At 43.9% G+C, this 23,551-nt stretch carries 18 protein-coding genes; 3 read left to right on the top strand and 15 right to left on the bottom strand.

Annotation, left to right across the window (positions count from 1 at the left end; genetic code table 11):
• Positions 1-19 precede the first annotated feature (19 nt).
• Genes murT through A0765_RS07765 form a run of 3 tightly spaced genes read left to right on the top strand, consistent with a single transcriptional unit; the run spans position 20 to position 2,420 of the window.
• On the top strand, positions 20-1,363 hold the full coding sequence (murT, locus tag A0765_RS07775; RefSeq protein WP_062005804.1) for a lipid II isoglutaminyl synthase subunit MurT: 1,344 nt from the start codon (positions 20-22) through the stop codon (positions 1,361-1,363).
• Positions 1,363-2,148, top strand: a complete 786-nt coding sequence (gene gatD, locus A0765_RS07770; protein ID WP_062005802.1) for a lipid II isoglutaminyl synthase subunit GatD — start codon at positions 1,363-1,365, stop codon at positions 2,146-2,148. Before murT ends, gatD begins: the two co-directional genes overlap by 1 nt.
• A 14-nt stretch (positions 2,149-2,162) precedes the next feature.
• Positions 2,163-2,420 (top strand): LapA family protein, encoded by a 258-nt coding sequence (locus A0765_RS07765; protein WP_045499381.1) that lies wholly within the window; start codon positions 2,163-2,165, stop codon positions 2,418-2,420.
• Between the two features lie 26 nt (positions 2,421-2,446).
• Here the strand turns inward: A0765_RS07765 and lepB are convergent, their stop codons facing one another.
• From lepB to A0765_RS07690, 15 genes are all read right to left on the bottom strand, one after another.
• On the bottom strand, positions 2,447-3,004 hold the full coding sequence (gene lepB, locus A0765_RS07760; RefSeq protein WP_062005800.1) for a signal peptidase I: 558 nt from the start codon (positions 3,002-3,004) through the stop codon (positions 2,447-2,449).
• Positions 3,005-3,156: 152 nt separating this feature from the next.
• On the bottom strand, positions 3,157-5,106 hold the full coding sequence (thrS, locus tag A0765_RS07755) for a threonine--tRNA ligase (RefSeq protein ID WP_062005797.1): 1,950 nt from the start codon (positions 5,104-5,106) through the stop codon (positions 3,157-3,159).
• Between the two features lie 91 nt (positions 5,107-5,197).
• Complete coding sequence (locus A0765_RS07750) at positions 5,198-5,554, bottom strand: hypothetical protein (protein WP_048763674.1); 357 nt, start codon at positions 5,552-5,554, stop codon at positions 5,198-5,200.
• Positions 5,555-5,886: 332 nt separating this feature from the next.
• Positions 5,887-6,252: a hypothetical protein gene (locus tag A0765_RS07745; RefSeq protein WP_062005795.1), complete on the bottom strand. Its 366-nt coding sequence runs from the start codon at positions 6,250-6,252 to the stop codon at positions 5,887-5,889.
• Between the two features lie 36 nt (positions 6,253-6,288).
• Positions 6,289-7,602, bottom strand: coding sequence for a glycosyltransferase family 4 protein (locus A0765_RS07740; RefSeq protein WP_048763671.1), 1,314 nt, complete (start codon positions 7,600-7,602; stop codon positions 6,289-6,291).
• A gap of 1 nt (position 7,603) precedes the next feature.
• Entirely contained in the window at positions 7,604-8,602 is a 999-nt protein-coding gene (locus A0765_RS07735; protein ID WP_062005793.1) for an LTA glycolipid anchor biosynthesis glycosyltransferase, IagA/BgsA family, read from the bottom strand.
• Positions 8,603-8,743: 141 nt separating this feature from the next.
• Positions 8,744-12,406 carry a helicase-exonuclease AddAB subunit AddA gene (addA, locus tag A0765_RS07730; RefSeq protein ID WP_062005791.1) on the bottom strand — a complete coding sequence of 1,221 codons (3,663 nt, stop codon included), beginning with the start codon at positions 12,404-12,406 and terminating at the stop codon, positions 8,744-8,746.
• Positions 12,403-15,690, bottom strand: coding sequence for an ATP-dependent nuclease subunit B (gene rexB, locus A0765_RS07725; protein WP_062005789.1), 3,288 nt, complete (start codon positions 15,688-15,690; stop codon positions 12,403-12,405). The genes addA and rexB overlap by 4 nt, the downstream gene beginning before the upstream one ends.
• A 140-nt stretch (positions 15,691-15,830) precedes the next feature.
• The gene (gene tuf / locus A0765_RS07720) at positions 15,831-17,027 is read right to left on the bottom strand and encodes an elongation factor Tu (protein WP_005590656.1); all 1,197 of its coding nucleotides are present in this window, start codon (positions 17,025-17,027) and stop codon (positions 15,831-15,833) included.
• Positions 17,028-17,149: 122 nt separating this feature from the next.
• On the bottom strand, positions 17,150-18,148 hold the full coding sequence (locus A0765_RS07715) for an anti sigma factor C-terminal domain-containing protein (RefSeq protein ID WP_062005787.1): 999 nt from the start codon (positions 18,146-18,148) through the stop codon (positions 17,150-17,152).
• Positions 18,135-18,605 carry an RNA polymerase sigma factor gene (locus A0765_RS07710; protein WP_179856155.1) on the bottom strand — a complete coding sequence of 157 codons (471 nt, stop codon included), beginning with the start codon at positions 18,603-18,605 and terminating at the stop codon, positions 18,135-18,137. The genes A0765_RS07715 and A0765_RS07710 overlap by 14 nt, the downstream gene beginning before the upstream one ends.
• Positions 18,606-18,876: 271 nt before the next feature.
• A complete protein-coding gene (locus A0765_RS07705) occupies positions 18,877-19,812 on the bottom strand; it encodes a DUF805 domain-containing protein (RefSeq protein WP_062005782.1) in 936 nt (311 codons plus the stop codon).
• A 107-nt stretch (positions 19,813-19,919) separates the two neighbouring features.
• The gene (locus tag A0765_RS07700) at positions 19,920-22,160 is read right to left on the bottom strand and encodes a DNA internalization-related competence protein ComEC/Rec2 (RefSeq protein ID WP_062005781.1); all 2,241 of its coding nucleotides are present in this window, start codon (positions 22,158-22,160) and stop codon (positions 19,920-19,922) included.
• Positions 22,141-22,836, bottom strand: a complete 696-nt coding sequence (locus A0765_RS07695; protein WP_062005779.1) for a helix-hairpin-helix domain-containing protein — start codon at positions 22,834-22,836, stop codon at positions 22,141-22,143. Before A0765_RS07695 ends, A0765_RS07700 begins: the two co-directional genes overlap by 20 nt.
• A 147-nt stretch (positions 22,837-22,983) precedes the next feature.
• Positions 22,984-23,532, bottom strand: a complete 549-nt coding sequence (locus A0765_RS07690; RefSeq protein ID WP_179856154.1) for an HXXEE domain-containing protein — start codon at positions 23,530-23,532, stop codon at positions 22,984-22,986.
• Between the last annotated feature and the right edge of the window lie 19 nt (positions 23,533-23,551).

Genomic DNA, 23,551 nt, shown 5'->3' with positions numbered 1-23,551 from the left:
TTATGATAAAATATTTCTTATGAAGATAAATACAGCATTGGGCCTCCTAGCAGGCAAGTCCTCCCACTTTGTCCTCAGCAAAATGGGACGCGGCTCGACTCTACCAGGGAAAGTTGCCCTCACATTTGACAAAAACATTCTGCAAAACTTGGCCAAGAACTACGAAGTTGTGGTTATTACCGGAACCAACGGAAAAACTCTGACTACAGCTTTGACTGTGGGCATTCTCAAGGAAGCTTTTGGCGAAGTGGTAACCAATCCCAGCGGCGCCAATATGATTACCGGGATTACCACAACCTTCCTGACAGCTAAAAAAGGGAAATCTGGCAAACATATCGCTGTGCTGGAAATCGATGAAGCCAGCCTGTCTCGGATTTGTGATTATATCAAGCCTAGCCTCTTCGTCTTTACCAACATTTTCCGTGACCAAATGGACCGCTATGGTGAGATCTACACGACCTACCAGATGATCTTGGATGCTGCAGCTAAAGTACCTGAAGCGACTGTACTGATGAATGGCGACAGCCCCCTCTTTAACTCGGTCAGCCTGAAAAATCCTGTCCGCTATTATGGATTTGACACGGAGAAAAGCCAACCTAAGCTAGCACACTACAATACCGAGGGTATCCTCTGTCCTAAGTGCGAGCATATCCTCAAGTACGAGCTCAATACTTATGCCAATCTCGGAGCTTACATCTGTGAGGACTGCGGCTTCAAGCGTCCTAAGCTAGACTACAGCCTGACCGCTCTCAAAGCACTTGAGCATAATCGCTCTGCCTTTACCATTGATGGTCAAGACTATCAGATTAATATCGGTGGTCTCTACAATATCTACAATGCCTTGGCCGCTGTGTCAGTTGCTCAGTTCTTCGGAGTTGAGCCGGCTACCATCAAGGCTGGCTTTGACAAGAGCCGGGCTGTCTTTGGCCGTCAGGAAACTTTCAAAATCGGCGATAAGGAATGTACCTTGGTCTTGATCAAAAATCCGGTCGGAGCCACCCAAGCCTTGGAAATGATTGAGCTGGCACCTTTTGATTTTAGCCTATCTATCCTGCTCAATGCCAACTATGCAGACGGTATTGATACTAGCTGGATCTGGGATGCTGATTTTGAGAAAATTCTAGAAATGAATATTCCTCAGGTCATTGCAGGCGGAGTCCGCCACTCAGAGATTGCTCGTCGACTGCGCGTGACGGGCTATCCAGCAGATCAGATTACCGAAGTCAAAGATTTGGAAGCAGCCTTTAAGTTGATTGAGGAGCAAGAAACCAAACACGCCTATATCCTAGCTACTTATACCGCCATGCTGGAATTCCGCGAGTTGCTAGCAGAACGACAAGTAATCAGAAAGGAGATGAACTAATGGTTTATAGATCCCTCGTTTCTCCTGAAAACCAGGATTATAACTATGACTTAAAAATCGCTCATCTCTACGGCGACCTTATGAACACCTATGGCGACAATGGCAATGTCCTCATGCTCAAGTATGTAGCTGAAAAGCTAGGCGCTAGGGTTGAGGTTGATATCGTTTCTTTAGAAGATGACTTTGATAAGGATAGCTACGACATCGTCTTCTTTGGCGGAGGTCAAGACTATGAGCAAACGATCGTGGCTCGTGACCTGCCAGCTAAAAAGGAAGCTTTGGAAAATTTCATCAATGACAACGGCGTTGTGCTCGCTATCTGCGGCGGTTTTCAACTTCTAGGCCAATACTATATCGAAGCGTCTGGACGTCGAATCGAAGGACTGGGCATCATGGGACACTACACTCTCAACCAAGTCAAGAATCGCTATATTGGTGACATTAAGATTCATAACGAAGAATTTAACGAGACCTACTATGGTTTTGAAAACCACCAAGGCCGGACCTTTCTCTCTGACGATGAAAAACCGCTAGGCAAGGTCGTCTATGGAAATGGAAATAACCAAGAAGACGGCAATGAAGGCGTTCATTATAAAAATGTCTTCGGCTCCTACTTCCATGGCCCTATCTTGTCCCGCAATGCGAATCTGGCCTACCGTCTCGTGACTACTGCTCTGAAAAACAAGTATGGCTCTAACATTGAATTAGCAGCTTATGAAGATATCCTAGCTCAAGAAACTCAAGAAGAATATGGCGATATCAAGAGCAAGGCTGAATTTGAATAATTAGGAGAATCATTATGAAAGAAAAATTACACTATATCCTGCTATTGATTACCATCCTATTGGTTGCCAGCATTTCCTTGGCAAATATGCAGAGCGTCAATGTTAGCTTTATCCTCTTCAGTTTTAAACTTCCCTTAATCATTTTGATTTTGGTCTCTGTCCTCCTAGGCTCTATTACAACCTTTCTCATCAGCATGTCTAAAAACTTCTCGCTGAAAAAAGAGCTTAAGAAAACCAAAGAAAGTCTTAAAACATCTCAAAAAGAAAACTAGGTTGGAATTTCCAGCCTAGTTTTTTGCTACTTCGTTTCAATAAAACCAAATTTGTTTAAGGGAGACACGCGAAATTCTACACTTCCCTTAATCTGCTCTTTTTTGATCAGACCAAACTCACGGCTATCTTTCGTATTTTCTCGCCGATCATTTAAGATTAAATAAGAATTTTTAGGGATGGTATCAGAAGTCGCTCCTTTTAAGTCAACAACAGAAAAATCGTGGGTATAATAGCCCGTGCTGGCAGCCGAAGCCAGATATTTCTCTCGCATCTTTTCGATATATTGCTCTGATTGCACCTGATCGTTCAGATACAGCAAGTTATCCATATAGGTCACCTTGTCATTTTCCATAGCAATGACACGGCCGACATATTCTTTTCCATCGACCTCATAGAGAGCAAATTCCCCACGAGCAAGCTTGGCTGTCTTATCCGCCAAGACCAAATCATTTTCCGCTAAAAAAGAATTGGAATCTTGCTTGGTGATACGATAAGGTGTATAGACAAACAAACGCAAGCCCACCAGAATGGCAATAAATACCGTCACAATAATAATATTTCTCAGTAAATCTCTCTTTAACATCTCTCTCCCCTGTCCTTTTGTTCTATTATATCATTTTTCATGGGATTAGACAAAACACAGGGATGAGAGAGGATTACGTTTAACAAAATTGTAAAAAATGAAAAGGCAAAGCCTATTGAGGAGCTCCCTCAATCGAATTTGCCTTTCTTATTTTAATCTTCTTTAGCCACGCGTGATTTGTTGGCGATATCAGCTAGGATAGCTTGAATAAAATCATCGACTGAGACAGTTTGTGTTTCTTTTTGACCGTAGCGACGGACATTGACCGTTCCGTCTTCCATTTCCTTGTCCCCAATGATCAATTGGTAAGGAATTTTGCTGGTTTGAGAAGCACGGATCTTGAACTGCATTTTTTCATTGCGCTCATCCACATCAGCACGGACACCGCGGTCACGGAGTTTCTTAGCCACTTCCCATGCGTAGTCCACGTGTTTTTCGTTAGAAACTGGGATGAGGGTTACTTGGTGTGGTGCAAGCCATGTTGGGAAGGCACCCTTGTAGTTTTCAATCAAGATAGCTGTGAAGCGTTCCATGGTTGAGATAACACCACGGTGAATCATAACTGGACGATGTTCTTCACCATCAGCTCCAATATACTTGAGGTCAAAGCGCTCTGGAAGCAAGAAGTCAAGCTGGATAGTTGAAAGTGTTTCTTCTTTACCAAGGGCAGTTTTAACCTGGATATCCAATTTTGGTCCGTAGAAGGCTGCTTCACCTTCGGCTTCAAAGTAGTCCACACCCATTTCATCAAGTGCTGCACGAAGCATGGTTTGGGCATTTTCCCACATCTCATCGTTATCAAAGTACTTGTGAGTATCTTGAGGGTCACGAAGAGAGAGACGGAAGCGGTACTCAGTCAAGTTGAAGTCTTCATAAACATCGATAATCAACTGAAGGGCGCGTTGGAATTCTTCTTGGATTTGTTCAGGAGTAACGAAGAGGTGACCGTCGTTAAGAGACATTTCACGTACACGTTGAAGACCAGTCAAGGCACCTGATTTCTCATAGCGGTGCATCATTCCGATCTCGGCGATACGGATTGGCAATTCACGGTAAGAGTGAACATGGTGTTTGTAGACCTGAATGTGGTGTGGGCAGTTCATTGGACGAAGGACAAATTCTTCACCATCTCCCATGTCCATGGTTGGGAACATATCTTCACGGTAGTGATCCCAGTGACCAGAAGTCTTGTAAAGTTCCACTGAGGCAAGTGGTGGAGTGTAAACGTGTTGGTAGCCTGCAGCTATTTCCTTATCGACAATGTAGCGTTCCAATTCACGACGGATCGTCGCACCATTTGGCAACCAGAATGGCAAACCTTGTCCAACTTCTTGAGAAATCATGAAGAGGTCAAGCTCTTTACCAAGTTTACGGTGGTCACGTTCTTTGGCTTCTTCACGCATTTGAAGGTAGTTCTTCAAGTCTTTCTTGTCAAACCAAGCTGTACCGTAGATCCGTTGCATCATGGCGTTATCGCTATTCCCACGCCAGTAAGCACCAGCTACATGGAGAAGGTGGAAGATTTGGATTCGACCTGTTGAAGGGACGTGTGGACCACGGCAGAGGTCTACATATTCGCCCTGACGGTAGATGGTCAAACCACCCTCATCTTCCGAGTGCTCTTCAATCAATTCTAACTTATACGGATCGTTTTTGAAAATTTCACGCGCCTCATCCTTGGTCACTTCCTCACGAATGGACGGGAAGTTTTCTTTGACAATCTTTTGCATTTCTTCTTCGATACGAGGCAGGTCTTCATTAGAGATTTGACCAGCTGTGTTGTCCGTATCGTAGTAGAAGCCATCTTCGATAGCTGGACCAACTCCCAAGTGAATGTCTGGGAAAAGGCGACGAGCTGCTTGCGCAAACAAGTGGGCTGCTGAGTGACGCAAGATGTCCAAAGCATCTTCATGATCAGGTGTCACGATTTCGATGCTTCCATCTTCAGTGATAGCACGAGTCGTGTCGATGAGTTTGCCGTTGAATTTACCAGCGAGAGCTTTTTTAGCTAGGGAATTGCTGATAGATTGGGCAATTTCAAAAGTAGTCACGCCAGATTCGAATTCACGAACAGCGCCATCTGGGAAAGTAATCTTAATCATGGTTTTCTCCTTAAAATTTTATCATATTTTTATAACTGAGTTTTGAAGAACTGGGAAACCAGCTATCAACAAAGAATGATAACAATCAATTTCATTTTAGCTTTTTCATTCTAAAAATAAAGAAAAGCGTAGAAATAAATAAATAGCCTACCAAGGAAAGAATAAGAGACAGATATTCCTCCTGAGTCATCTCACCTCTCATGTATATTCTTATCGGATAACTTTTGATTGCATTGACCAAATAGATAGCAGCTGTCAAACTTAAAAGATATCCTGTTATAATGAGTTTCTTGTTGTTGAAAAACATTAAGATACCAAGAAAGGGGGCAAGAAATGGCAAGAGAGGAATGAGTAGAAAAAATGAAAAGACGACAATATTTTCCGTTCCCCATAGGCTAAGAGTTTTCATTAGCCAAACATAGACTAATAGGAAGGTACAAGTCATCATCCAAGATAAATATTTCTTCAAATCTATCACCTCATTCAGCTCTTAGCTAAATTTCATTTTAACTTTGTCGTAACTATTCTCCATACAAAAAACGACATCCTCGAAAGGACGTCGCAACGTGGTTCCACCTTCATTTATGCAAGTCAAAAAGACTTACACCTCTGATTGGCTCTAACGTAGCCACCGTTTTATGTTTTCATAAAAGTCAGTAGAGTAGTCCCAACTGCATCCTCTACGCGATTTCCAGCTCCACGCGCTCTCTAAAAGATTTCCTGCAGGTGATATGTCTCTAAAAATTATTATAGCACGATTGGAAAAATTTGCAAGAACTTTTATTGGTTTCCAGCTCTGCTATTTTTCCTACTAAATAGATAAATCAAGTGTCCTAAACCATTTCCAGCTAGTAAGCATAGGAAATAGGCGGTATGATAAAGAGGAATCCACTCCCCAAAGGTGAAAATAGTCAGGAAAAATAAGAGAGCAACCAAGAAAGAAAAGCGCAGAGAAAACCCATAAAAAGCTGCATAGAGCAAGGACACCAACAGGGTCGCCAGAGGAGAGTAGATGAGAACATTTCCAACTACTAGCCCCTTACTTAAGATGGAATCCATAGGCAAATATCGTAACAGTATATAAAAGACAAAATAGAAAAAGAAAAGGGGGAGCAAAAAGAAAATTTCTTTTTTATGGACTTTCATAAGAGCACCTCCGTTCATTAGGCCTTATGAGAAAGTTTATTCCCAATATTTCCGAATATTCTTTATCTGCTTCTTAGATGCTTTTATCATTCTAGTTGAGCTGTTTACCGGCAGTGACATGATTTTTCCCGGCAAATAGACAATGGTCTTGGCCAAGCGTTTGGCCATCGTTTCTTCTGGATTGAGATCATTATGAAAATCCTTACTAATGGTCAAATCCAAATAGAATTCATAGATACGACGACCAAAATTCTCAGCTGAAATCTCGTATAATTTATCGGCTAGCTTTTTCTCGTCCATATCTGGTGTTGCCAAAATGGCCTCCAAAATAGCTCCTGCCAAATCCCGGCTCTCATAATAAAGAGTGCCAAAGGTTTTATCGCTGATTACATTATCCAGATAAGGATTGCCATGGGCGATGATGGGGGTACCGCTGGCTAGACTTTCCAGATAAGTCAGCCCCTGCGTCTCACTGGTTGAGGCCGAAATAAAGAAATCTGCCGCCTTATAGTAGAGGGCCGTATCACTCGGCGCAATCATCCCTGTAAAAATGACTGAATCCTCAATATGAAGCTGGGCTACCAAGGCTTTTAAGTCCTCAGCATAGGGTCCATCTCCGACAATGACCAACTTCACCTTGGCATTTTCTTCCAAAACCATTGGCAGAGCTTCAACAATCGCCTGGATATTTTTCTCGTAGGAAATTCTGGATAGACTGAGCAACATGACTTCATCTTCTGCTATTCCCAGCTTAAAGCGTAGTTTCTTGATGTCTTCCCGTGAGAGTTCTGGGCGGTCAAACTTGGCCAAGTCGATTCCTGTCGGAATAACCCGTTTTTCCGCCTTGATTTTGTAGCCGACCAATAGATCATAGACAATCTCAGATGGACAAATGACACCATCCAAATCGCTCATAAAGCCACGCACGATGTACTTGACCATACTTGGGCGAATCACCATGCCCTTGGCAAGATAGTGCACATAATCCTCATACTGGGTATGGTAGGTGTGAACCACTGGAATCCGTAGTTCCTTGGCAATCCAGATGCCCAAGAGCCCCAGCGAAAACTCTGTCTGGGTATGGATGATATCGAGCTGGTACTGGCGGGCAATTTCTAAGGCATTGGAAAAACCACGATAAGCTACGCGCCGATCCTTAAAAGCGAAGAAAGGCACGCTGGGAATACGGATAATCTGCCAATCCTCATAGCGGTTGACATCCTTATCCGTCGTAGTAAAAATAAAGACTTTGTGACCTAGTTTCTCTAGCTCAGTCTTGAGGGTGCGAATGCTCGTCGCCACCCCGGAAACCTGAGGAAAATAGGTATCTGTAAAAAGACCAATCCGCATATCACATCTCCAAAACTGTTTGGTAAGCCTTGACTAACTGAAGTGCGACGTCATCGATAGAGCGGCTCTCCGCAACACGATAACCTGCCTCACGTTTATCCACTTTTCCGTCAAGAACCTTACGAAGCGATTCGACAAACTCATCTACATTATGACAAAGCTCCGCCGACTCTTCATCAATCCAGCCATTATAAACAGGAATATCACGCAGGACCACGTGTTGCCCGCTGGCTAACGCTTCTAGGACCACAATCCCTTCTGTCTCTTCATAAGACGGAAAAAAGAAGGCGTCACTGCCTGACATGGCTCCTTGGAAGACTGCGCCTTTGAAATAACCCGGAAATTCCACGTTTTCTGGATGATTATGGAGGACAAGATCTCGAATCTTACGAGGAACAAGCCAGAGATTGATGGAACCCAGCCAGATAAAGCGGACATCTGGCATTCTGCGAGCCACTTCGACAAAGTCTTCGATTCCTTTTCGTCTGAAATAAAGGCCTGCACAAATTACGACTTTCTGCCCATCTGCAATCTGAAAATGTTTTTTAAAGACTGCTTCCTTGCGTTCATCTTTCTTGTATTTCGACAGGTCAATACCGTTTGAGACAGCCATAATGGGCGTCGTCACACCGTAGGATTCAATCAATTTTTTTGAATACTCAGACGGAGTAATGATAAAGTCCGCCATTTTATACATGTGCGCTAGATATTTGCCAAATAAGGGCGCAAAAAGATTGGATCCAATAAAAGAATTTTCAAAGTCTTCTTTGGTCGAATGTCCGTGCATGATCACTTTTTTGCCTCCCCGCTTAGCCGCGTGAAGAAGAAGCAAACTACGAGGTCCGTAAGTGTTGATGTGCACGACATCATAATCTCCTAAAACATCTGTTGTATAAGGAATTCCTGCTAGGTCCAGTGCATGCATCTGATGTTGCAAGGCGCGGCCGATACCTGATTTTTCTAAAACAGACTTTCCTTCTAGATATAGTAATACTTTCATATCTTCTATTATACCCAAAAGAAGCAAAAAAAGGAAACGCCAAGGGAAAATTGGTAGTTAAATAATGCACTCATCCTTCCCACAAGCATTTCCTGTAGCAATATCCATTCTTGCTGGAACTCTATTCAGTTTCCAATCAAACTAGTCCACCTTGACCACCTGCAACTCAGCTCCTCCCAGTAGAATCAAATACTTGTCTACTTGGCTAAGACCATAGGAACGACTGAGGGCTTCGGCATAGAGGTCCAGCTGAGCTCGGTAGCGCTCCACCAACTCTGTTGGCTCATGATAGCGGTCAGTCTTATAGTCAAAGAGGACGATGCGATCATCAAAGAGCAGGTAGCCGTCTAAGATTCCCCGAACGACAAAGTCTTGACCGCTAGCCGGATCCTGCTTGAGCATGGCAAAAGGGGCTTCCCGATGGAGATGATTGGCCTGATGCTGGATTAGCTGACCTAGTTCTGTAGCGAAAAAGGCTTCAATCTTAGCCAAATCAATCTCTTTCTTGACTGCCGCATCTGCCTGAACCTGAGCCAAGGCTTGGCGAATGCTAGTCTTAGTAACAGGCTGATCCAGCGGAATCCTTTGCATGAGCTCATGGACAGCAGAACCGATTTGAGCTCCCGTGACTTGCTTCTTCTTACCAAAATCAGGCAAATCAAAAGTCAGCTGAGTCTGATAACTTCGAGGTGCATCCATAATGTCCAGCCCTTCTGAGTCCATAACTGGTTCATAGAACTTCTTGATTTGACTGGGTGTACGGACACTAGGCAATTCAATAGCCGCTTGATAGAGACTGTTGAGCCGGTCTACATTCTCCAAGATATCCAGAGCTCGGCGGATATCTTCTGACTGACGGTTGCCCGTCAAATCATCTACTGGAATAGGATCAGCCTGCTTCACTACCCCAATCTGCTCATCCGTCAGCTCCTGATCAGTTACAAAGCGGGTTTGATAAGCTAGATTTTCCTTTTCAAACACTGACTGAATAGCATAGAGCCAATCCTGAAAATTGGTCAGCTGGCTTCGAAGACTGCTAGATAAACGACCATTTTGGCTAGTCCCCCACTTGCGCTCTTGGAGCTTAGCTTGCTTGCCCTTTCCGACCAGATAGAGCTTGGTTTCAGCCCGCGTCATGGCCACATAGAGCAGGCGCATCTGCTCAGACAGGCTCGCCAGCTTAAGTTCTTCGGCATTCTGCTGATAAGGTAGGGTCTCCATGGAAATACGGATCTGCTTGGGCGCATGAGGATCCTGAGCCTCAACGGCCACATCGGCTACATATTTGATTCCGATGCCTTTTTGTCGGCTAAGGATAATAGCAGAGCTGCTATCCTGACGATTGAAGGCCTTGTCCATATTGAGCAGGAAGACATACTTAAACTCCAGCCCCTTACTCTTATGGATGGTCATTAGCTGGACAGCATTTTTCGGAGCAGCCAGGGGGACACTGGCCAAATCGTGCTCATTTTTCAAAATTCGGTCAATCATGCTGATAAAGCGGGACAGGCCCTTGAAACTCGACTTTTCATAGTCGTTGGCCCGCAAGGACAGGGCATAGAGATTGGCCTGACGCTGCTCACCGTTGGGCAGAGCCCCAACCATATCGTAGTAAAAACGATCCTGATAAATCTTCCAGATTAAGTCATAGAGAGAATGGGTCTTGGAATAGCTGCGCCAGTCATTCAGCGTTTCCTGGAAGTGCTGCAGTTTCTTGCGCAATTCATCATGGATGAGCTGAGGTTCCAGACCTTGATCAGCCAGAGCATTCCTCAGCTTTTCGTAGAGATTTTCCATAGACTTGGTACTGGAGGCTTGCAAGGCTAGCCGAGCCAATTCATCCTCATCAAAGTCAAACATTGGAGACTTTAGGAGAGCGGTCAGGGCATAGTCATTGAGAGGATTGTTAATGGTCCGCAGGGTATCCAGCATCACCATAACCTCTACCGACTGGAGGTAATTGGTCTCGCCATCATCAGGCACAATCGGGATATGATGCCGGTCAAACTCTGCCAAAATCAGATCATTACGGGTCCGCGAAGCTGTCAGCAAGGTAATATCCTTGAAATCCACTCCTTCTTGATTATGGAGGCGGATAATTTCCTTGATTACCAAGGCGACTTCACCAGCTGAGATACTAGGTAGGCCTTGGTCAGAATCCTCTTCGGCGCTACCATCATAAATCAGGAACTCCGCCTGATTGGCTGGATTAGGCTCCCGTTTGGCTGGATTTCCCGCCACCAAATAGTGGGTCTCATTGTAGTCAATCTCACCGACTTCCTCGTCCATAAGCCGTTTAAAGACATCATTAGTGGCTTCCAGTACCTCGATGTGACTGCGGAAATTTTCCTTGAGGATAATCAGCTTGCCCTGACTAGGATCGGCCTGATAGAGTTTAAATTTATCATTAAAAATCTGCGGATCGGCCTGGCGGAATCGATAGATGGACTGCTTAATATCGCCCACCATAAACCGATTATTTCCTCGAGCCAGCAATTCCAGCATTCGCTCCTGAGTATGGTTGGTGTCTTGATACTCATCGACCATGACCTCATGGTACTTATCCTGATAATAACGCCGCACTTCTGGGTAATTTTCTAAAATTTCAATAGCAAAATGGCTGATGTCACCAAATTCAAAGGCATTTTCTGCTACCTTGCGCTCCAAATAAGCTTGCGAGAAATCTCGGACAAAATCGCGCAACAGATCCAGTAGGGGAAGAGCTTTCGCCTGATGCTGCTCTATAAAATTCAGATGGTAGAGGCGGACATCCAGCTCTTTAATTCGCTCTATCAAGGGCTTACGGGCATCATTATAGGCTTGGGCCAGATCTTTTTTGAGCTCGTCTGCATTCTTACCAACTCGGGCAGTAAAAGCCTGATGGTTAGAGGTCTTGGCCAATTCTAAAAAGCGCTGAACCAGGTCTAGCAACTGCTCCGGTTCGGTCTGCTCTGTCAGCTCAGCCAAGATATCCAAGGCTGCCTGAACATTTTCTTGATACTTAGCCCCAGCAAAGGCTTGACCTTCATGAGCCAGATGGCTCTGGAAAAAATCTTCCAAATCCAGTAAAGACTGCCTAGCCTCAGAGAGAATTCGCTCCCGCTCTGCTTCAAAATCACTGGTTTCATAGCCTAGAAGAAAGGTCTCTTCCAACCATTTTCGCGGATTGCTGGTAGACTGGAGAAAACTATAAACACTATAAATCTGCTGGCGGAAACCAGAAATGTCCTTTCGCTTACTAGTGAAATTTTTGACCAAGCGACTGAATAATTCCTGTCGGTCACTCTCATAGTAGATATCGAAAAGTTGGTCAAAGACTTCATTTTGCAGAATGAGCTGCTCACTGGCCGATTGTAAAATCCGAAAATGCGGTGCCAGCCCCAGCAAATAGCCGTACTTATTGACTACTTTCTGGGTAAAAGCGTCCATGGTGCCAATATCTGCATTGGCAATCTCAGCCAACTGCTGAGCCAGATGCTGGCGGAGTTCCTGAACTGAAGTCTCCTTGAGTACCAGACTCAGCTCCTTCTCCAGCCGTTCCTTGAGCTCACCTGCTGCCTTGACAGTAAAGGTGGAGATGAAGAGTTGGCTAACCTCCACACCTCTGAGAATCTGGTCAATGATCCGTTGAACCATAACATAGGTCTTACCCGATCCAGCCGAAGCCGAAACGAGAATATTCTGCCCTGAGGAGTAGATAGCTTGGATCTGCTCTGGTGTACGCTTTTGTGGCTTGTCAGAGGCAGCTTCCTCAGCCTGCTTGACTAGGATATCCTGCTCGTTTAAAAAGGGAATCCGTCTCATTTATCCAACTCCTCCTTGATTTTTTCTATCCAGGCTTGACGCAGCTTTTCGCCTGTCGGTCGTTTATCGTATTGATCCAGGTTTAACTTGGTCAGCTGTCTAGCCTGCCCCAGATGGAGATTGGCTTCAAATCCTGTAATGGCCTTGAACTGGTCCACGTAAGGGGCGATACTACGGCCATTTTCTGTATAAGGATTGATGGCAAATCGACCAGCTAAAATGCCTTCTGCAGCTTGCTGATAGAGGAAAGCATTATAAGCCAAAATCACTTCCAATTCTTCCTTAGTCAGCAAATTAACCCTGCTTTTCTCATAGTTAGGGCCCAAGTCCTTGGCCTGGTCAGCCAGAAAGAGTCCCTTATAGACCTGACTTTTCATGACCTGTTTCACTGCCTCGTCCAGTACCTTGGTGTCCTTGAGGCTGGCTAGGGGCTCCGTCATCTGTAGGTACATAGCGCCGAAAATTCCCTTGTCTTCCTGGTATTCTGGCATTTCTCGGATAGCTGCTAGGTAGGTCGGCAACTGAGAATTAAGTCCATTAAAGAACTTCTCAAAGCTGAATTTGGTATCGCCCGACTTGTAATCCACAACTCCCAGACTCCCCGTCTCCGTCAAACGATCAATCCGGTCCACCTTGCCGCTAACTTGAAGAGCTCTGCCATTGTCCAAAAGTAAGAAAGGCCGATCATCCCGACCAAAGTCAGTCTCCTCACCAATCGTCTCTAACCCCTCAGACTGAGCTAAAATACGACCAGTAGCCTGAGCCATATCCAATAGCAAACGGCGGGCAAATTGGGTCTCCCCATTTTCACCATAGACTGTTTCAAATTCAGCCTCCCAGCTAGTCTCCTCCATAGCCCGCTGCAAGCGAGTGTCGAAATCCTGCTCCAAGTGCTCCTGCATAACCTTTTCAAAGATTCGGTGGAGGAAAATCCCGTGGCTGCGCGCATCTGGCTGAATAGTCCACTCCTCCTGTAGCCGCAGGACATACTTAAGAAAATAGGCATACTGGTTTTTAAAGTATTCATTGAGGGCAGAAGCTGATAGTCTCAAAGGCTGCTCTGAAGGATACAGAGCTTGGAGGGTTTCCGACTTGAGAGTCTCCGTCTTCAACTCCTTGCTGATCTGGGGAATAGAAATCCCTTCAGCTGCCAACTTCTTACGCAAGACTCGAATTGCCACCGCCCAAAAAGTCTGCTCCTCCAGAGTCCATTCGCGGTCAATATCCTCCTGATAGAGGTCAATCACGCGCGCCAACAGAGCCCGATAAGTCCCAATATCGTCGCTACTAGCCTGTGGTTGCTTGCTGATGATGGGTAGAGAGATAGGCGCTATTTCCAGCTCCGTCAAATAGGAAGACATGGCATCCTCTACTTCATTGGTCAAGACAGGAGCAGACAGGACCAAATCTTCTGTCGCTGAATTAAGCAAGGATAGCGCTGCAAAGCGATTTTTCTTGAGATTTTCACTGCTGGATATCTGCAACTCAGCCTCGTCCCCAGTCGCTTGATTTAAGGCCTGACGTTCCTCGTCACTGAGCAGGCTTTTATTTTGCGCTAACTTAGGCAAGCGTTCCTGAGTCAACCCGATAGCATAGACATAAGGCGTTGCCATGGGTTCAATCAAATCGTAAGACTGAACCGTCACCACATCCACTGTCGCTGGTACAACTCGGTACTTGGCCAGAAGCATGCCAGACAGAATCAGAGCCAGAAAATCATCAATCTTCAGCTTGCTACCGTCAAACACCTGAGCAAGTTGCTCTAGAACATGGCAAAAGGTCTTCCAGACTTCCTCCTGACGCTCTACTTCTTGCTGGCTTGCATCTTCCAGCAGACCAGTCAGATTGGCATCCAAGCGAACTTCTTTGATAAAGTTGGTAAATTTAGTCAAGAGACCAGTCGCTGTCTGACTGCGAGATTTGAAAAACTCTAACAGAGGCGTGATAAGACTCCGACGCATGACATTGAGCCGCTTCAGGTCAAATTTCCCCTGACGGTTAATGGTGAAATCTCTCCCCAGCTTGGCTGCTCCTTTAATTTCCGCAAAGCGAAGGTACTGTTCAAAACTATCCAGCTCCTCCTGACGCAAGCTACCATAAAGGCCGGTTTTTAAAAGATTGAGTAAATCTTCTGTCTGAAAATTATAGCGTTTCAACCGTTCCAGTGACTCTAAAAACTGGACCAAAGGATGCTGAGCCATGGACTCAGGCCGCCCCAGATAAAAGGGAATCTGATACTGGTCAAAAATGGTCTTCAGTTGGAGCTGGTAAGCCTCCACATCACCCAAAAGCAGCCGGATATCCTTGTAGCGAGCGCCACCATGGAGCCGCTGACGAATGGACTTGGCCACATACTCCAGTTCTTCTTTTTGATTGCGCACCGACCAAATCTCTAAGTGAGAGCGGTCATCTTCGGTCAATTCCACATGCGTTTCAGAAAAGTCATAGCGACTCTCTAAAATTTTGGAAATCTTGCCAAAGGCATCATCGGCCTGACCCGATCCTCCTGCTAAATACTCTGGCTTGACCTCATAAGTTTGAGCCAGCTTGAGCAAAAAGTCCACGCTGGCCTGATAAAGATTGCCATCCCGAAAGGCTGTCCGGTAGGCTTTTTGACTAGCATAAACGCCAATGACAATCTCCACTCCCTTGCGATGCAGCAGATCTACTAGATATTCCTCCTCTGCTGAGAAGCGGGTAAAGCCGTCAATAACCAGCGCGAGATTAGCCAATTCCCCATCCAAATCTCCAGCTAGAATATGCTGAGCAAAAATCGTGAGTTTAGAGGTCGCATCATAATTTCCTGCCTGAAGAGCAGCAGAAAAGGCCGTGAAAATTTTGAGCAAATCCTCGCGCTTCTCTGGCTCTTCTAGATAGTTCAAATCCGCAAAAGTCATATGGGCTGTCTGAAGCTCATGATAAAGGTCTAGCAGTTGCTGGATAAATTGTGCATCCTTCTTAATCCGCCCATAAACCTTTAGTTCTCGGTCATCCATTTCCGATAAAATCCGATAAAATAGCATACCTAGACCAATGTCGTCCAAGGGCTGTCCATCTTGAACATCATTAAGGACAAAATAACGAGCCATCTGAGCAAAACGTGTCACCGTAATAGCAAAGGAAGCGTGATTTTCTAATGCCTCCAAAACTGCTCGCTCCTTTTCAAAAGAAAGCGAGTTGGGTGCTATATAAAAGACCCGCTTGCCGGCCGCTGCTAAGTCCTGAGCTTGCTTAGCCAAATGCGCCGTCAAAGGACTGCGGATATCCGTATAAAGTAATTTCATACCGTCTCTTTTCAACAACAAAATTATAGAATTATTATATCATGTTTGCGAGAAAAAGGCTTTGTATAAAAGAAAAAGCCCCGCCGAAGCGAGACTTTTCGTGTCTGATTTTATAATTGTTATCTGGGAACGAAATCGAATTAAGCTTCGATTTCAGTAACCATACCTGAACCAACAGTACGTCCACCTTCACGGATAGAGAAAGTAGTACCTTGTTCAACGGCGATTGGGTGGATCAACTCAACGTCGATAGTTACGTTATCACCAGGCATTACCATTTCAGTACCTGCTGGAAGTTCGATTGAACCTGTAACGTCAGTTGTACGGAAGTAGAACTGTGGACGGTAGTTGTTGAAGAATGGAGTGTGACGTCCACCTTCTTCTTTAGTAAGGATGTAAACTTCACCCTTGAATTTAGTGTGTGGGTTGATTGAACCTGGTTTAGCGATAACTTGACCACGTTCGATTTCATCACGTTGGATACCACGAAGAAGTACACCTACGTTGTCCCCTGCAAGACCTTCGTCAAGCTGTTTACGGAACATTTCAACACCAGTAACAACTGCTTTTTGGATTTCTTCTTTGATACCAACGATTTCGATTTCATCGTTGACACGAACAGTACCACGGTCGATACGTCCTGAAGCAACTGTACCACGACCAGTGATTGAGAATACGTCTTCGACTGGAAGAAGAAGAGGTTTGTCAGTATCACGTTCTGGTTCTGGGATGTACTCATCAACAGTGTTCATCAATTCCATGATGATGTCTTCGTACTTAGTATCACCTTCAAGAGCTTTAAGAGCTGAACCTTGGATAACTGGAAGATCGTCACCTGGGAAGTCGTATTCTGACAAGAGGTCACGGATTTCCATTTCAACCAATTCAAGCAATTCTTCGTCATCAACCAAGTCGATCTTGTTCATGAAGACGATAAGGTGTTTAACACCAACCTGACGTGAAAGAAGGATGTGCTCACGAGTTTGTGGCATTGGTCCGTCAGTTGAAGCTACTACAAGGATAGCTCCGTCCATTTGAGCGGCACCAGTGATCATGTTTTTAACGTAGTCCGCGTGTCCTGGAGCGTCGATGTGAGCGTAGTGACGTTTTTCAGTTTCGTACTCAACGTGCGCAGTGTTGATAGTGATACCGCGTTCGCGTTCTTCTGGAGCAGCATCGATAGACGCATAGTCTTTTGGTTGGTTAACTGATGAAGGCAAGCGACGTGCCAATACAGTTGTGATAGCTGCTGTCAAAGTAGTTTTACCGTGGTCAACGTGTCCGATAGTACCAATGTTAACGTGTGGTTTACTACGATCGTATTTTTCTTTTGCCATTTGAGTAAAAGCCTCCAATAAAATATATTTTATAGATAGACAGTAGGCAATACAGTCTAACTTTCCTTACTATTCTATCAAATTTTACTGAAAATGCAAGCCTTTTACACATTTTTTGTCAATTATTCCTTATCGAGCTTATAGTAAGGCTGATTGGGAACGGAAGCACCGATACTCGAAGCATAAATCCACTCTTTTCCTTCTAATTGAGTGAAATTTTCTGCTTTTCCTGTCAAGATGACACCGGAGAAAGTCAATTGATCCCGATTTTCTGCTTCACGAATATCTAGCTGACCAAATTTCTTGAGATAGGACTCCACATCATTGTACGTGTTGTACCCACTAACACTTGGGAAAAGATTTTTATCGGCCTTTTTCAGATAATCCAAGAAAGTCTGCTGCTCTTTCTTAGCCTCTTTTGCCTTCTTTCTAACATCTGAATCATAAGTAAAGAGAAGACTAGCGTTAGCTCCGTAAGTCGTCTTAGGATCAGTGCGCAATGCCCCAGTATTGTCAACATCTTCTGACCGACTGCCAATCCAGTACCAGTTGATTTTGAGATTGTTCGGTATCATCTGCTGGATTTCCTTATAGGTATAAGCTTTATCAAAAGTCAAAGCTACTTCCACCAATTGATTCGGCATTTCTTTGACAGAAGCAAGTTCTTGAGGGATTCGTTTTGTATCTATTGTTCCTTTAGCATTAATATTGTAGAAGACCGGATATTTTTGACGCAGGGTTCGCGTATAGGTTCCTGAGAGAGACAAATAAGTCCCTTCCGCAGTCGGATCTCTAAAAGCACCTATGAGTGAATAGTTTCCCTCATAGGAAGGATAAGCTACCTTCACTCCATCTAAATCCTTGAAACGATCAGAATGTAAGGTTCCTGAAAACAAAGAATTTTGAGTGTAGTAAAGACTGTCATAGTCAACATTAGGATAGGCGATTTCCGACATAACTTCGTACTCTTTCTGCAAATTTCGACCATTACTCGAGGCTAATTCTATCAATCCCTTTCCTAGTAAAAGCAATAAAGCTAAGGAGACAAGACTACTGATGGCAACTGTCTTCCAAAGTCGTTTCCTTTTACTTTTCTTTGCTAAAATTTCAAATGTTTCCATTTTTATATCCTTTCTTTTCCAATTTATGGCGGAGCTTAATTCGGCTACGCATGAGTTGTACTTTCACTTTACTTACAGAATACGACATAATTTGAGCGATTTCCTTTACTGTAAAATTTTGGAAATAATAAAGATCTAGAAGCATTGCTTCCTTAGTTGGGAGCTCTTCTATTGTCAACCTTAACAGCTCATAATGGTCGTTTTCAAATGGTTGAATAACGTCTTGTTTGAAAAATTCCTTTTGCAAAATTTCTAGATAATGCCGATCGCGCCTATAGCGATCGATGTAGCGGCGGATGGAGACCTGATACATCCAAGCTCGCATCTTCTCTGCTGGGATGACCAGATCAGTCTCTAACATTTTGACAAAAACATCCTGCACCACATCCTCTGCCTCGGCCTTAGAAGCTCCTGACTTTTGCAGGTAGAAAACAATCTCTCGGGCAAAGCCAATCAAGATGTTTTCGTATTCATCCAGTTTGATAATCTCACCTCCCCACAACTTCTCCTAACATCTCTCTTTATTTGTACTTCTTTAAAAAGAATAACAAAAAAGCCTTTCTATCCCAAATCTCGCAGCTGCTATTTTTCATTTGAAACTGCTTTTCTATTCTTCCCCCTTTCTACTAGTATAACGAATAGAAAGTCATTTTGGTTACAAAAGTTTAAAAGACGACAAAGAAACCCCAGATAGATTGAAACTATCTAGGGTTAATATCTTATAGATTTTATTGAGAGATTGACTCTGAGTTAGTGATTTGTTCAGAAGCAGTTCCCAGAGCCTGTTCTGCAGTTTCAGCTTGAGACTGATGAGTTTCTACTGAATGAACTGATTCAGCTGGTTCTGAAACTGAGGCTGAGAATGCTGATTGAGTTGATTCTTGAGTTTGGGCTTGGCTAGCAGCAAACGGTTGAGTTGGCTGGTTCACTTGATTCTGACCAAAAGGTTGCTGAGGCTGACCAAATCCTTGATTTTGAACTGGTGCTTGTTGCTGAGCAAATGGTTGCTCTTGGTTAACAGGCTGACTAAACTGTTGGTTTTGAGCTGGCTGTTGAACTTGACCAAATTGTGGGTTTTGTGTCGGCTGTTGTTGTCCTTGGAATCCAGGCTGAGCAAACTGTTGGTTTTGAACTGGTTGTTGAGCTTGACCAAATTGCTGACCTTGGAATCCTTGTTGACCATAAGGAGCCCCTTTAACTTGCTGAGCTGGTTTGCTAGCTTGGCAAAGCAAGACAATCAGAGCAATACCACATGGCAGAGAAACCAAAGCAGCTAAAATATTCAAAATTGGAATGAAAGAAGCTATTGTTGGCCCTACTCCCAGAAAAATAAATGCCCAGTGGAAGCCAGCGTCGCGAAGACGACGAACTGTGATAGCAAGATGGGGAACGATCGTTGCAAGCCAATAGATGGTAAGCAAGAACATGATGAACACAGCTAAACCAGCGCCAGCCATAGCTCCAGATAAATCAGGTTCATAATCGTACAATCCCGCATAATAAATTTCACTAAAAAGTGGAATGAGGAAGCCGAAAAAGGCAATCAACGAAAATGGTAGAGTAATCAAAAAATTACATAGGACAACCCACCAGTAATCCGAACGGCTTGAACGACCACTAAAGTCTGCATAACGAGTCCAAAATTTTTTATAAGCAGAAAACATAGAAATCTCCTCTAAATTTTTATTAACAGAATTCATTGTATCATAATTTTAGCTCGAAATCAAGGTAAGTTATCTCTAGCTCGCTATTAGAGCAAGGAAACAAAGCTTTACTTTACCGTCTCAATCTGCCATGAACCCCAGCCGCTGAAGCGAATAGCTCCTTGTTCATCTGTTCGGAAAATCTGTGTCTGAATGTTCTCAAATCTGTCCAGAGTTTCCTGATGGGGATGCTTGTAGCGGTTATTCTTACCAGCAGAGATGAGGGCAATTTTGGGTTGAAGCTGATGTAAAAATTCTGGGCTAGAGGAGCCCTTAGAACCGTGGTGTCCTGCTTTTAAAACATCCACCTTGAGTTGCGGAAAACGCCGCATCAAGGTAGCTTCGCCTTTCTCCTCTAAGTCTCCCGTAAACAAAAAACTGGTTCCAAAAAATTGCCCATACAAGACGACAGAGTCGTCATTACTACCGTCGCCCGTCTCCTCAGGATAAAGAACCTGCAAAGCTCCATCAAAAATCGGAAGCTTATCCCCTACCTCTACCGCATGGACTCTCGTCTGCATCCGCTCCAGTTTCTCAACAAAATCCGACTGGGTCAAACTTCCCTTAGATACATAAATTTCCTTTATAGAAAAATGCTTGGCTACTTCCAGCATATCGCCCATATGGTCCGTATCGGTGTGGGTCAAAACCAGCACATCCAAGCGGCTCACTCCCCGACTTTTCAGATAGGGAATCAAGGTCTTTTCTGCATTTGTCGAAGAAATCCGCTTCTGCCATGCTTCTTTCTTGCCAATCTCCACTCGACCACCTACATCAATCAGAACAGATTTTCCCCGCCAATCGCGCAAGAAAATGCTATCTCCCTGCCCAATATCAATAACTGTAATTTCATTTTGCAAGGGATGCTTAGTGAGGAAAAATAGCAGAGCAAGAGCCAAGCTAAGTAAGGTCACAACTTTCTTCTGTCTGCGAAAATCATAGAGCATGCCTAGAGTGACAAGCAGACCTAGCATCATCCAGATAGATGGCTGACCAAAAATCACTGGCCGTGAGGAAATAGACGCCGTCCAACGGATTAGCCCTTCTAACAGTTCAAATAAGACATTGACCTGAGTGATTTTCAAAAGAGGTGATAGGGCAAAAATAAAGGTCAGAGCTGGAAGCATAAAAAGATCAAAAACAACTGAGAATAGAAAGGTCAGCAGAATAGACCATGGCTGAAATTCGGAAAAATAGAAAATCAGAATCGGCAAAATTCCCAGCGAAATAGTCAGACTTTCTGCCAGCACCTTTCTTATAGAAGGTAAATGCTCAAAATCCATGACAGAGATGACAAAAGCATAGGCGCAGGAAAGAACGCCACCCGTCGTCAAGAGAAAATTGGGCATGAACATGGCTAAGAGCATGATTGTCAAAGCAAAGTTGTCCAGCTTAGTCACACCAAACTGCGAGAGCAGCTTTTGTACTAAACTCCTCACAACCGATACTGAAAAGCCCGTTAAACCTGCATAGATAAAGAAAAAAGGGAGTTGTATCCAATCAACAGTTTCTCTTTTTAAACCAGATTTGAGGAGAAGCTTGCGAAAACCATCCATGAAATAGCCGACCTGCATGCCAGATAGGGCAAAGAGGTGGATAATCCCCAGACTGGAATAAAGTTCATTCATCTCAGCAAAATCTGTGTCCAAATCGCCAAACAAGAGTCCAGTCATATAATGGTTCATGGGACTAGGAAAGTTTTCTTTGATGTAAACTAAGGCTTTTCTCCGCCAAACCGACAGCCAGTCCCAAGGATTAAGACTGCTAAAATGCTGACTGGACTTGATGTGATTGATTTTCAAAATCCTGTAAATCCCTTGCGTTTTTAGATAAGCCCGATAGTCAAAGCCTGAAAAATTGCGTTGGTCTTCTGCTAAACTGAGTTCTCCATCAATCTTCAAAAGGAGTTGATCGTTCAGCTTTTGAAAAGCTTGTTTTTCCTTTTCTGACTGGATTTTATAAAAAGCCTGATAGGTTCGACCATTGGAATAGCCACGAAAAGAAAGCAAGTCGCCATTGACTTTGATCGTATCTGGCTTAATTACAATGGCAGAAATGATTTTCGGTTCATCTTGAAAGGCTTGATTAGCCACTTCTCTCCGAAATAGGAAAAATCCTGAAAAGAGACTCAAGAACGCCAAAACAAGCAGACTATTTCTGGTCGAATAAAGCCAAAAGAGCCGAACAAGGAGGACTGCCAAACCTAGATAAGCTGGCAGACTACTAGTGTAAATCGCAAAGTAGGCCAGCACCAGCAAAAGACAAAAATAGATGGGTTTGATAGGAAATTTATTTATCCACTGTGACATAGTCTTTTAATTTTTCTAAGGTTTTTGCACCGATTCCTGAAACATTTTTCAGCTCGTCTACTGACTTAAACTTACCATTGGCTTCCCGATAAGCAATGATGTCTTGCGCTTTCTTTTGACCGATGCCTGAAACTGTCTGAAGTTCAGCTTCGGTCGCCGTATTGAGATTGACCAAGCCAGACTTCCCTTTCTCTGTTCCCCCATTTCCAGCTGGCGTCTGACTAGTTTGCGTCACATCTGCCCCTTCCTCACCGACTTTAGCTACATAAACAACCGCTTCATCTGTTAATTTTTGAGCTTGGTTGATAGATTTGGACTCAGCATCCGGCAGTAAACCACCTGCTTTTTGTAGGGCATCATGCACACGCGCTCCTGCCTGCAACTGATAAACTCCTGGATTTTTGACAGCTCCTTTAACATCAACTGTTACTTCTTCCTCAGATTCCTCTGAATCCATATCTTTTTCTGAGTCGATTTTTTCCTGATTTGTACTTCTTTTTTCTGTATTGGTTTCAGATGAAGCTGATGTAACCACTTCCTGAGCCAGTGCACTGACCTGATTCTGTGGCTGAGGATTGCCCTTCAACAAGAAAAAGCCAGCCAAGACGACCCCCAATAAGGAAAGTCCAACAAAAATTTTGTATTCCTTTAATTTTTCAATGATTTCTTCAAGCATATTTTTCTCCTTTGTCTTTTTATTCGTAAAAAATTCAAAAAAAAATATGACAAACCGAGAGAATTTTCAGCTTGTCATATTTTAAAATCTTTATTTTGCAAGAAGTAGTAGATAGAAAGGACATTGATGAAAATAGAAGCTGTAATATCAATCTGCTTTGCTTATCCTGTATATCCAAGCTTCTATCTTTTGAGCTCTGCTATGTAAAAAAGCCAGATTTGCCAAAAGAAAAGCCATCACAAGCACGCTTAGAATCAGAAGCAGCGGCCAAGAAACTGAATGCTGACTCAGATAAAGGACCAAGACTAAGATAAGCATAGGAAAAGTCGTCAAAGCTGTGAAGCCGCCCGGTACCCAGCGACGAAAGCGAAACACTTGCATGATATGGCCCAGCAGATGGAGGGTATGACAGAAGCCAATAGCCAGAGCCAGCTCGGGAATGCGAAATAGAATGGCAAGCAGCAAGAGAATAAAAGCCAGTAGAAATTCCTCCGCAATCATCAGAGCAATGCTTTCAGCAGAAAGATAACTTCCTCTTCTGGCAATGAACATCTCCTTTTGATAGCCTTGATGGTTTTGATTCTGAGAAATCCAAGGCCGAATCAGGATAATCTCATCAAACTCGTGCAGCATAAACAGTGATAAGGTTACAAAAGATAAAAAAGCAAGAGACATAGCATCCTCCTTATAAAACATACCAACATTATAGCTCACT

It is taken from the genome of Streptococcus cristatus, from assembly GCF_001588905.1.
In the GTDB taxonomy this organism is placed as follows: Bacteria; Bacillota; Bacilli; order Lactobacillales; family Streptococcaceae; genus Streptococcus; species Streptococcus cristatus_N.
This window is presented reverse-complemented; position numbering and strand designations above follow the sequence as displayed.

Excerpts from the sequence above, each read along its gene's own strand:
- murT (WP_062005804.1), top strand. The coding sequence starts at position 20 with ATGAAGATAAATACAGCATTGGGCCTCCTAGCAGGCAAGTCCTCCCAC.
- gatD (WP_062005802.1), top strand. The coding sequence starts at position 1,363 with ATGGTTTATAGATCCCTCGTTTCTCCTGAAAACCAGGATTATAACTAT.
- A0765_RS07765 (WP_045499381.1), top strand. The coding sequence starts at position 2,163 with ATGAAAGAAAAATTACACTATATCCTGCTATTGATTACCATCCTATTG.
- lepB (WP_062005800.1), bottom strand. The coding sequence starts at position 3,004 with ATGTTAAAGAGAGATTTACTGAGAAATATTATTATTGTGACGGTATTT.
- thrS (WP_062005797.1), bottom strand. The coding sequence starts at position 5,106 with ATGATTAAGATTACTTTCCCAGATGGCGCTGTTCGTGAATTCGAATCT.
- A0765_RS07750 (WP_048763674.1), bottom strand. The coding sequence starts at position 5,554 with ATGATGACTTGTACCTTCCTATTAGTCTATGTTTGGCTAATGAAAACT.
- A0765_RS07745 (WP_062005795.1), bottom strand. The coding sequence starts at position 6,252 with ATGAAAGTCCATAAAAAAGAAATTTTCTTTTTGCTCCCCCTTTTCTTT.
- A0765_RS07740 (WP_048763671.1), bottom strand. The coding sequence starts at position 7,602 with ATGCGGATTGGTCTTTTTACAGATACCTATTTTCCTCAGGTTTCCGGG.
- A0765_RS07735 (WP_062005793.1), bottom strand. The coding sequence starts at position 8,602 with ATGAAAGTATTACTATATCTAGAAGGAAAGTCTGTTTTAGAAAAATCA.
- addA (WP_062005791.1), bottom strand. The coding sequence starts at position 12,406 with ATGAGACGGATTCCCTTTTTAAACGAGCAGGATATCCTAGTCAAGCAG.
- rexB (WP_062005789.1), bottom strand. The coding sequence starts at position 15,690 with ATGAAATTACTTTATACGGATATCCGCAGTCCTTTGACGGCGCATTTG.
- tuf (WP_005590656.1), bottom strand. The coding sequence starts at position 17,027 with ATGGCAAAAGAAAAATACGATCGTAGTAAACCACACGTTAACATTGGT.
- A0765_RS07715 (WP_062005787.1), bottom strand. The coding sequence starts at position 18,148 with ATGGAAACATTTGAAATTTTAGCAAAGAAAAGTAAAAGGAAACGACTT.
- A0765_RS07705 (WP_062005782.1), bottom strand. The coding sequence starts at position 19,812 with ATGTTTTCTGCTTATAAAAAATTTTGGACTCGTTATGCAGACTTTAGT.
- A0765_RS07700 (WP_062005781.1), bottom strand. The coding sequence starts at position 22,160 with ATGTCACAGTGGATAAATAAATTTCCTATCAAACCCATCTATTTTTGT.
- A0765_RS07695 (WP_062005779.1), bottom strand. The coding sequence starts at position 22,836 with ATGCTTGAAGAAATCATTGAAAAATTAAAGGAATACAAAATTTTTGTT.
- A0765_RS07690 (WP_179856154.1), bottom strand. The coding sequence starts at position 23,532 with ATGTTTTATAAGGAGGATGCTATGTCTCTTGCTTTTTTATCTTTTGTA.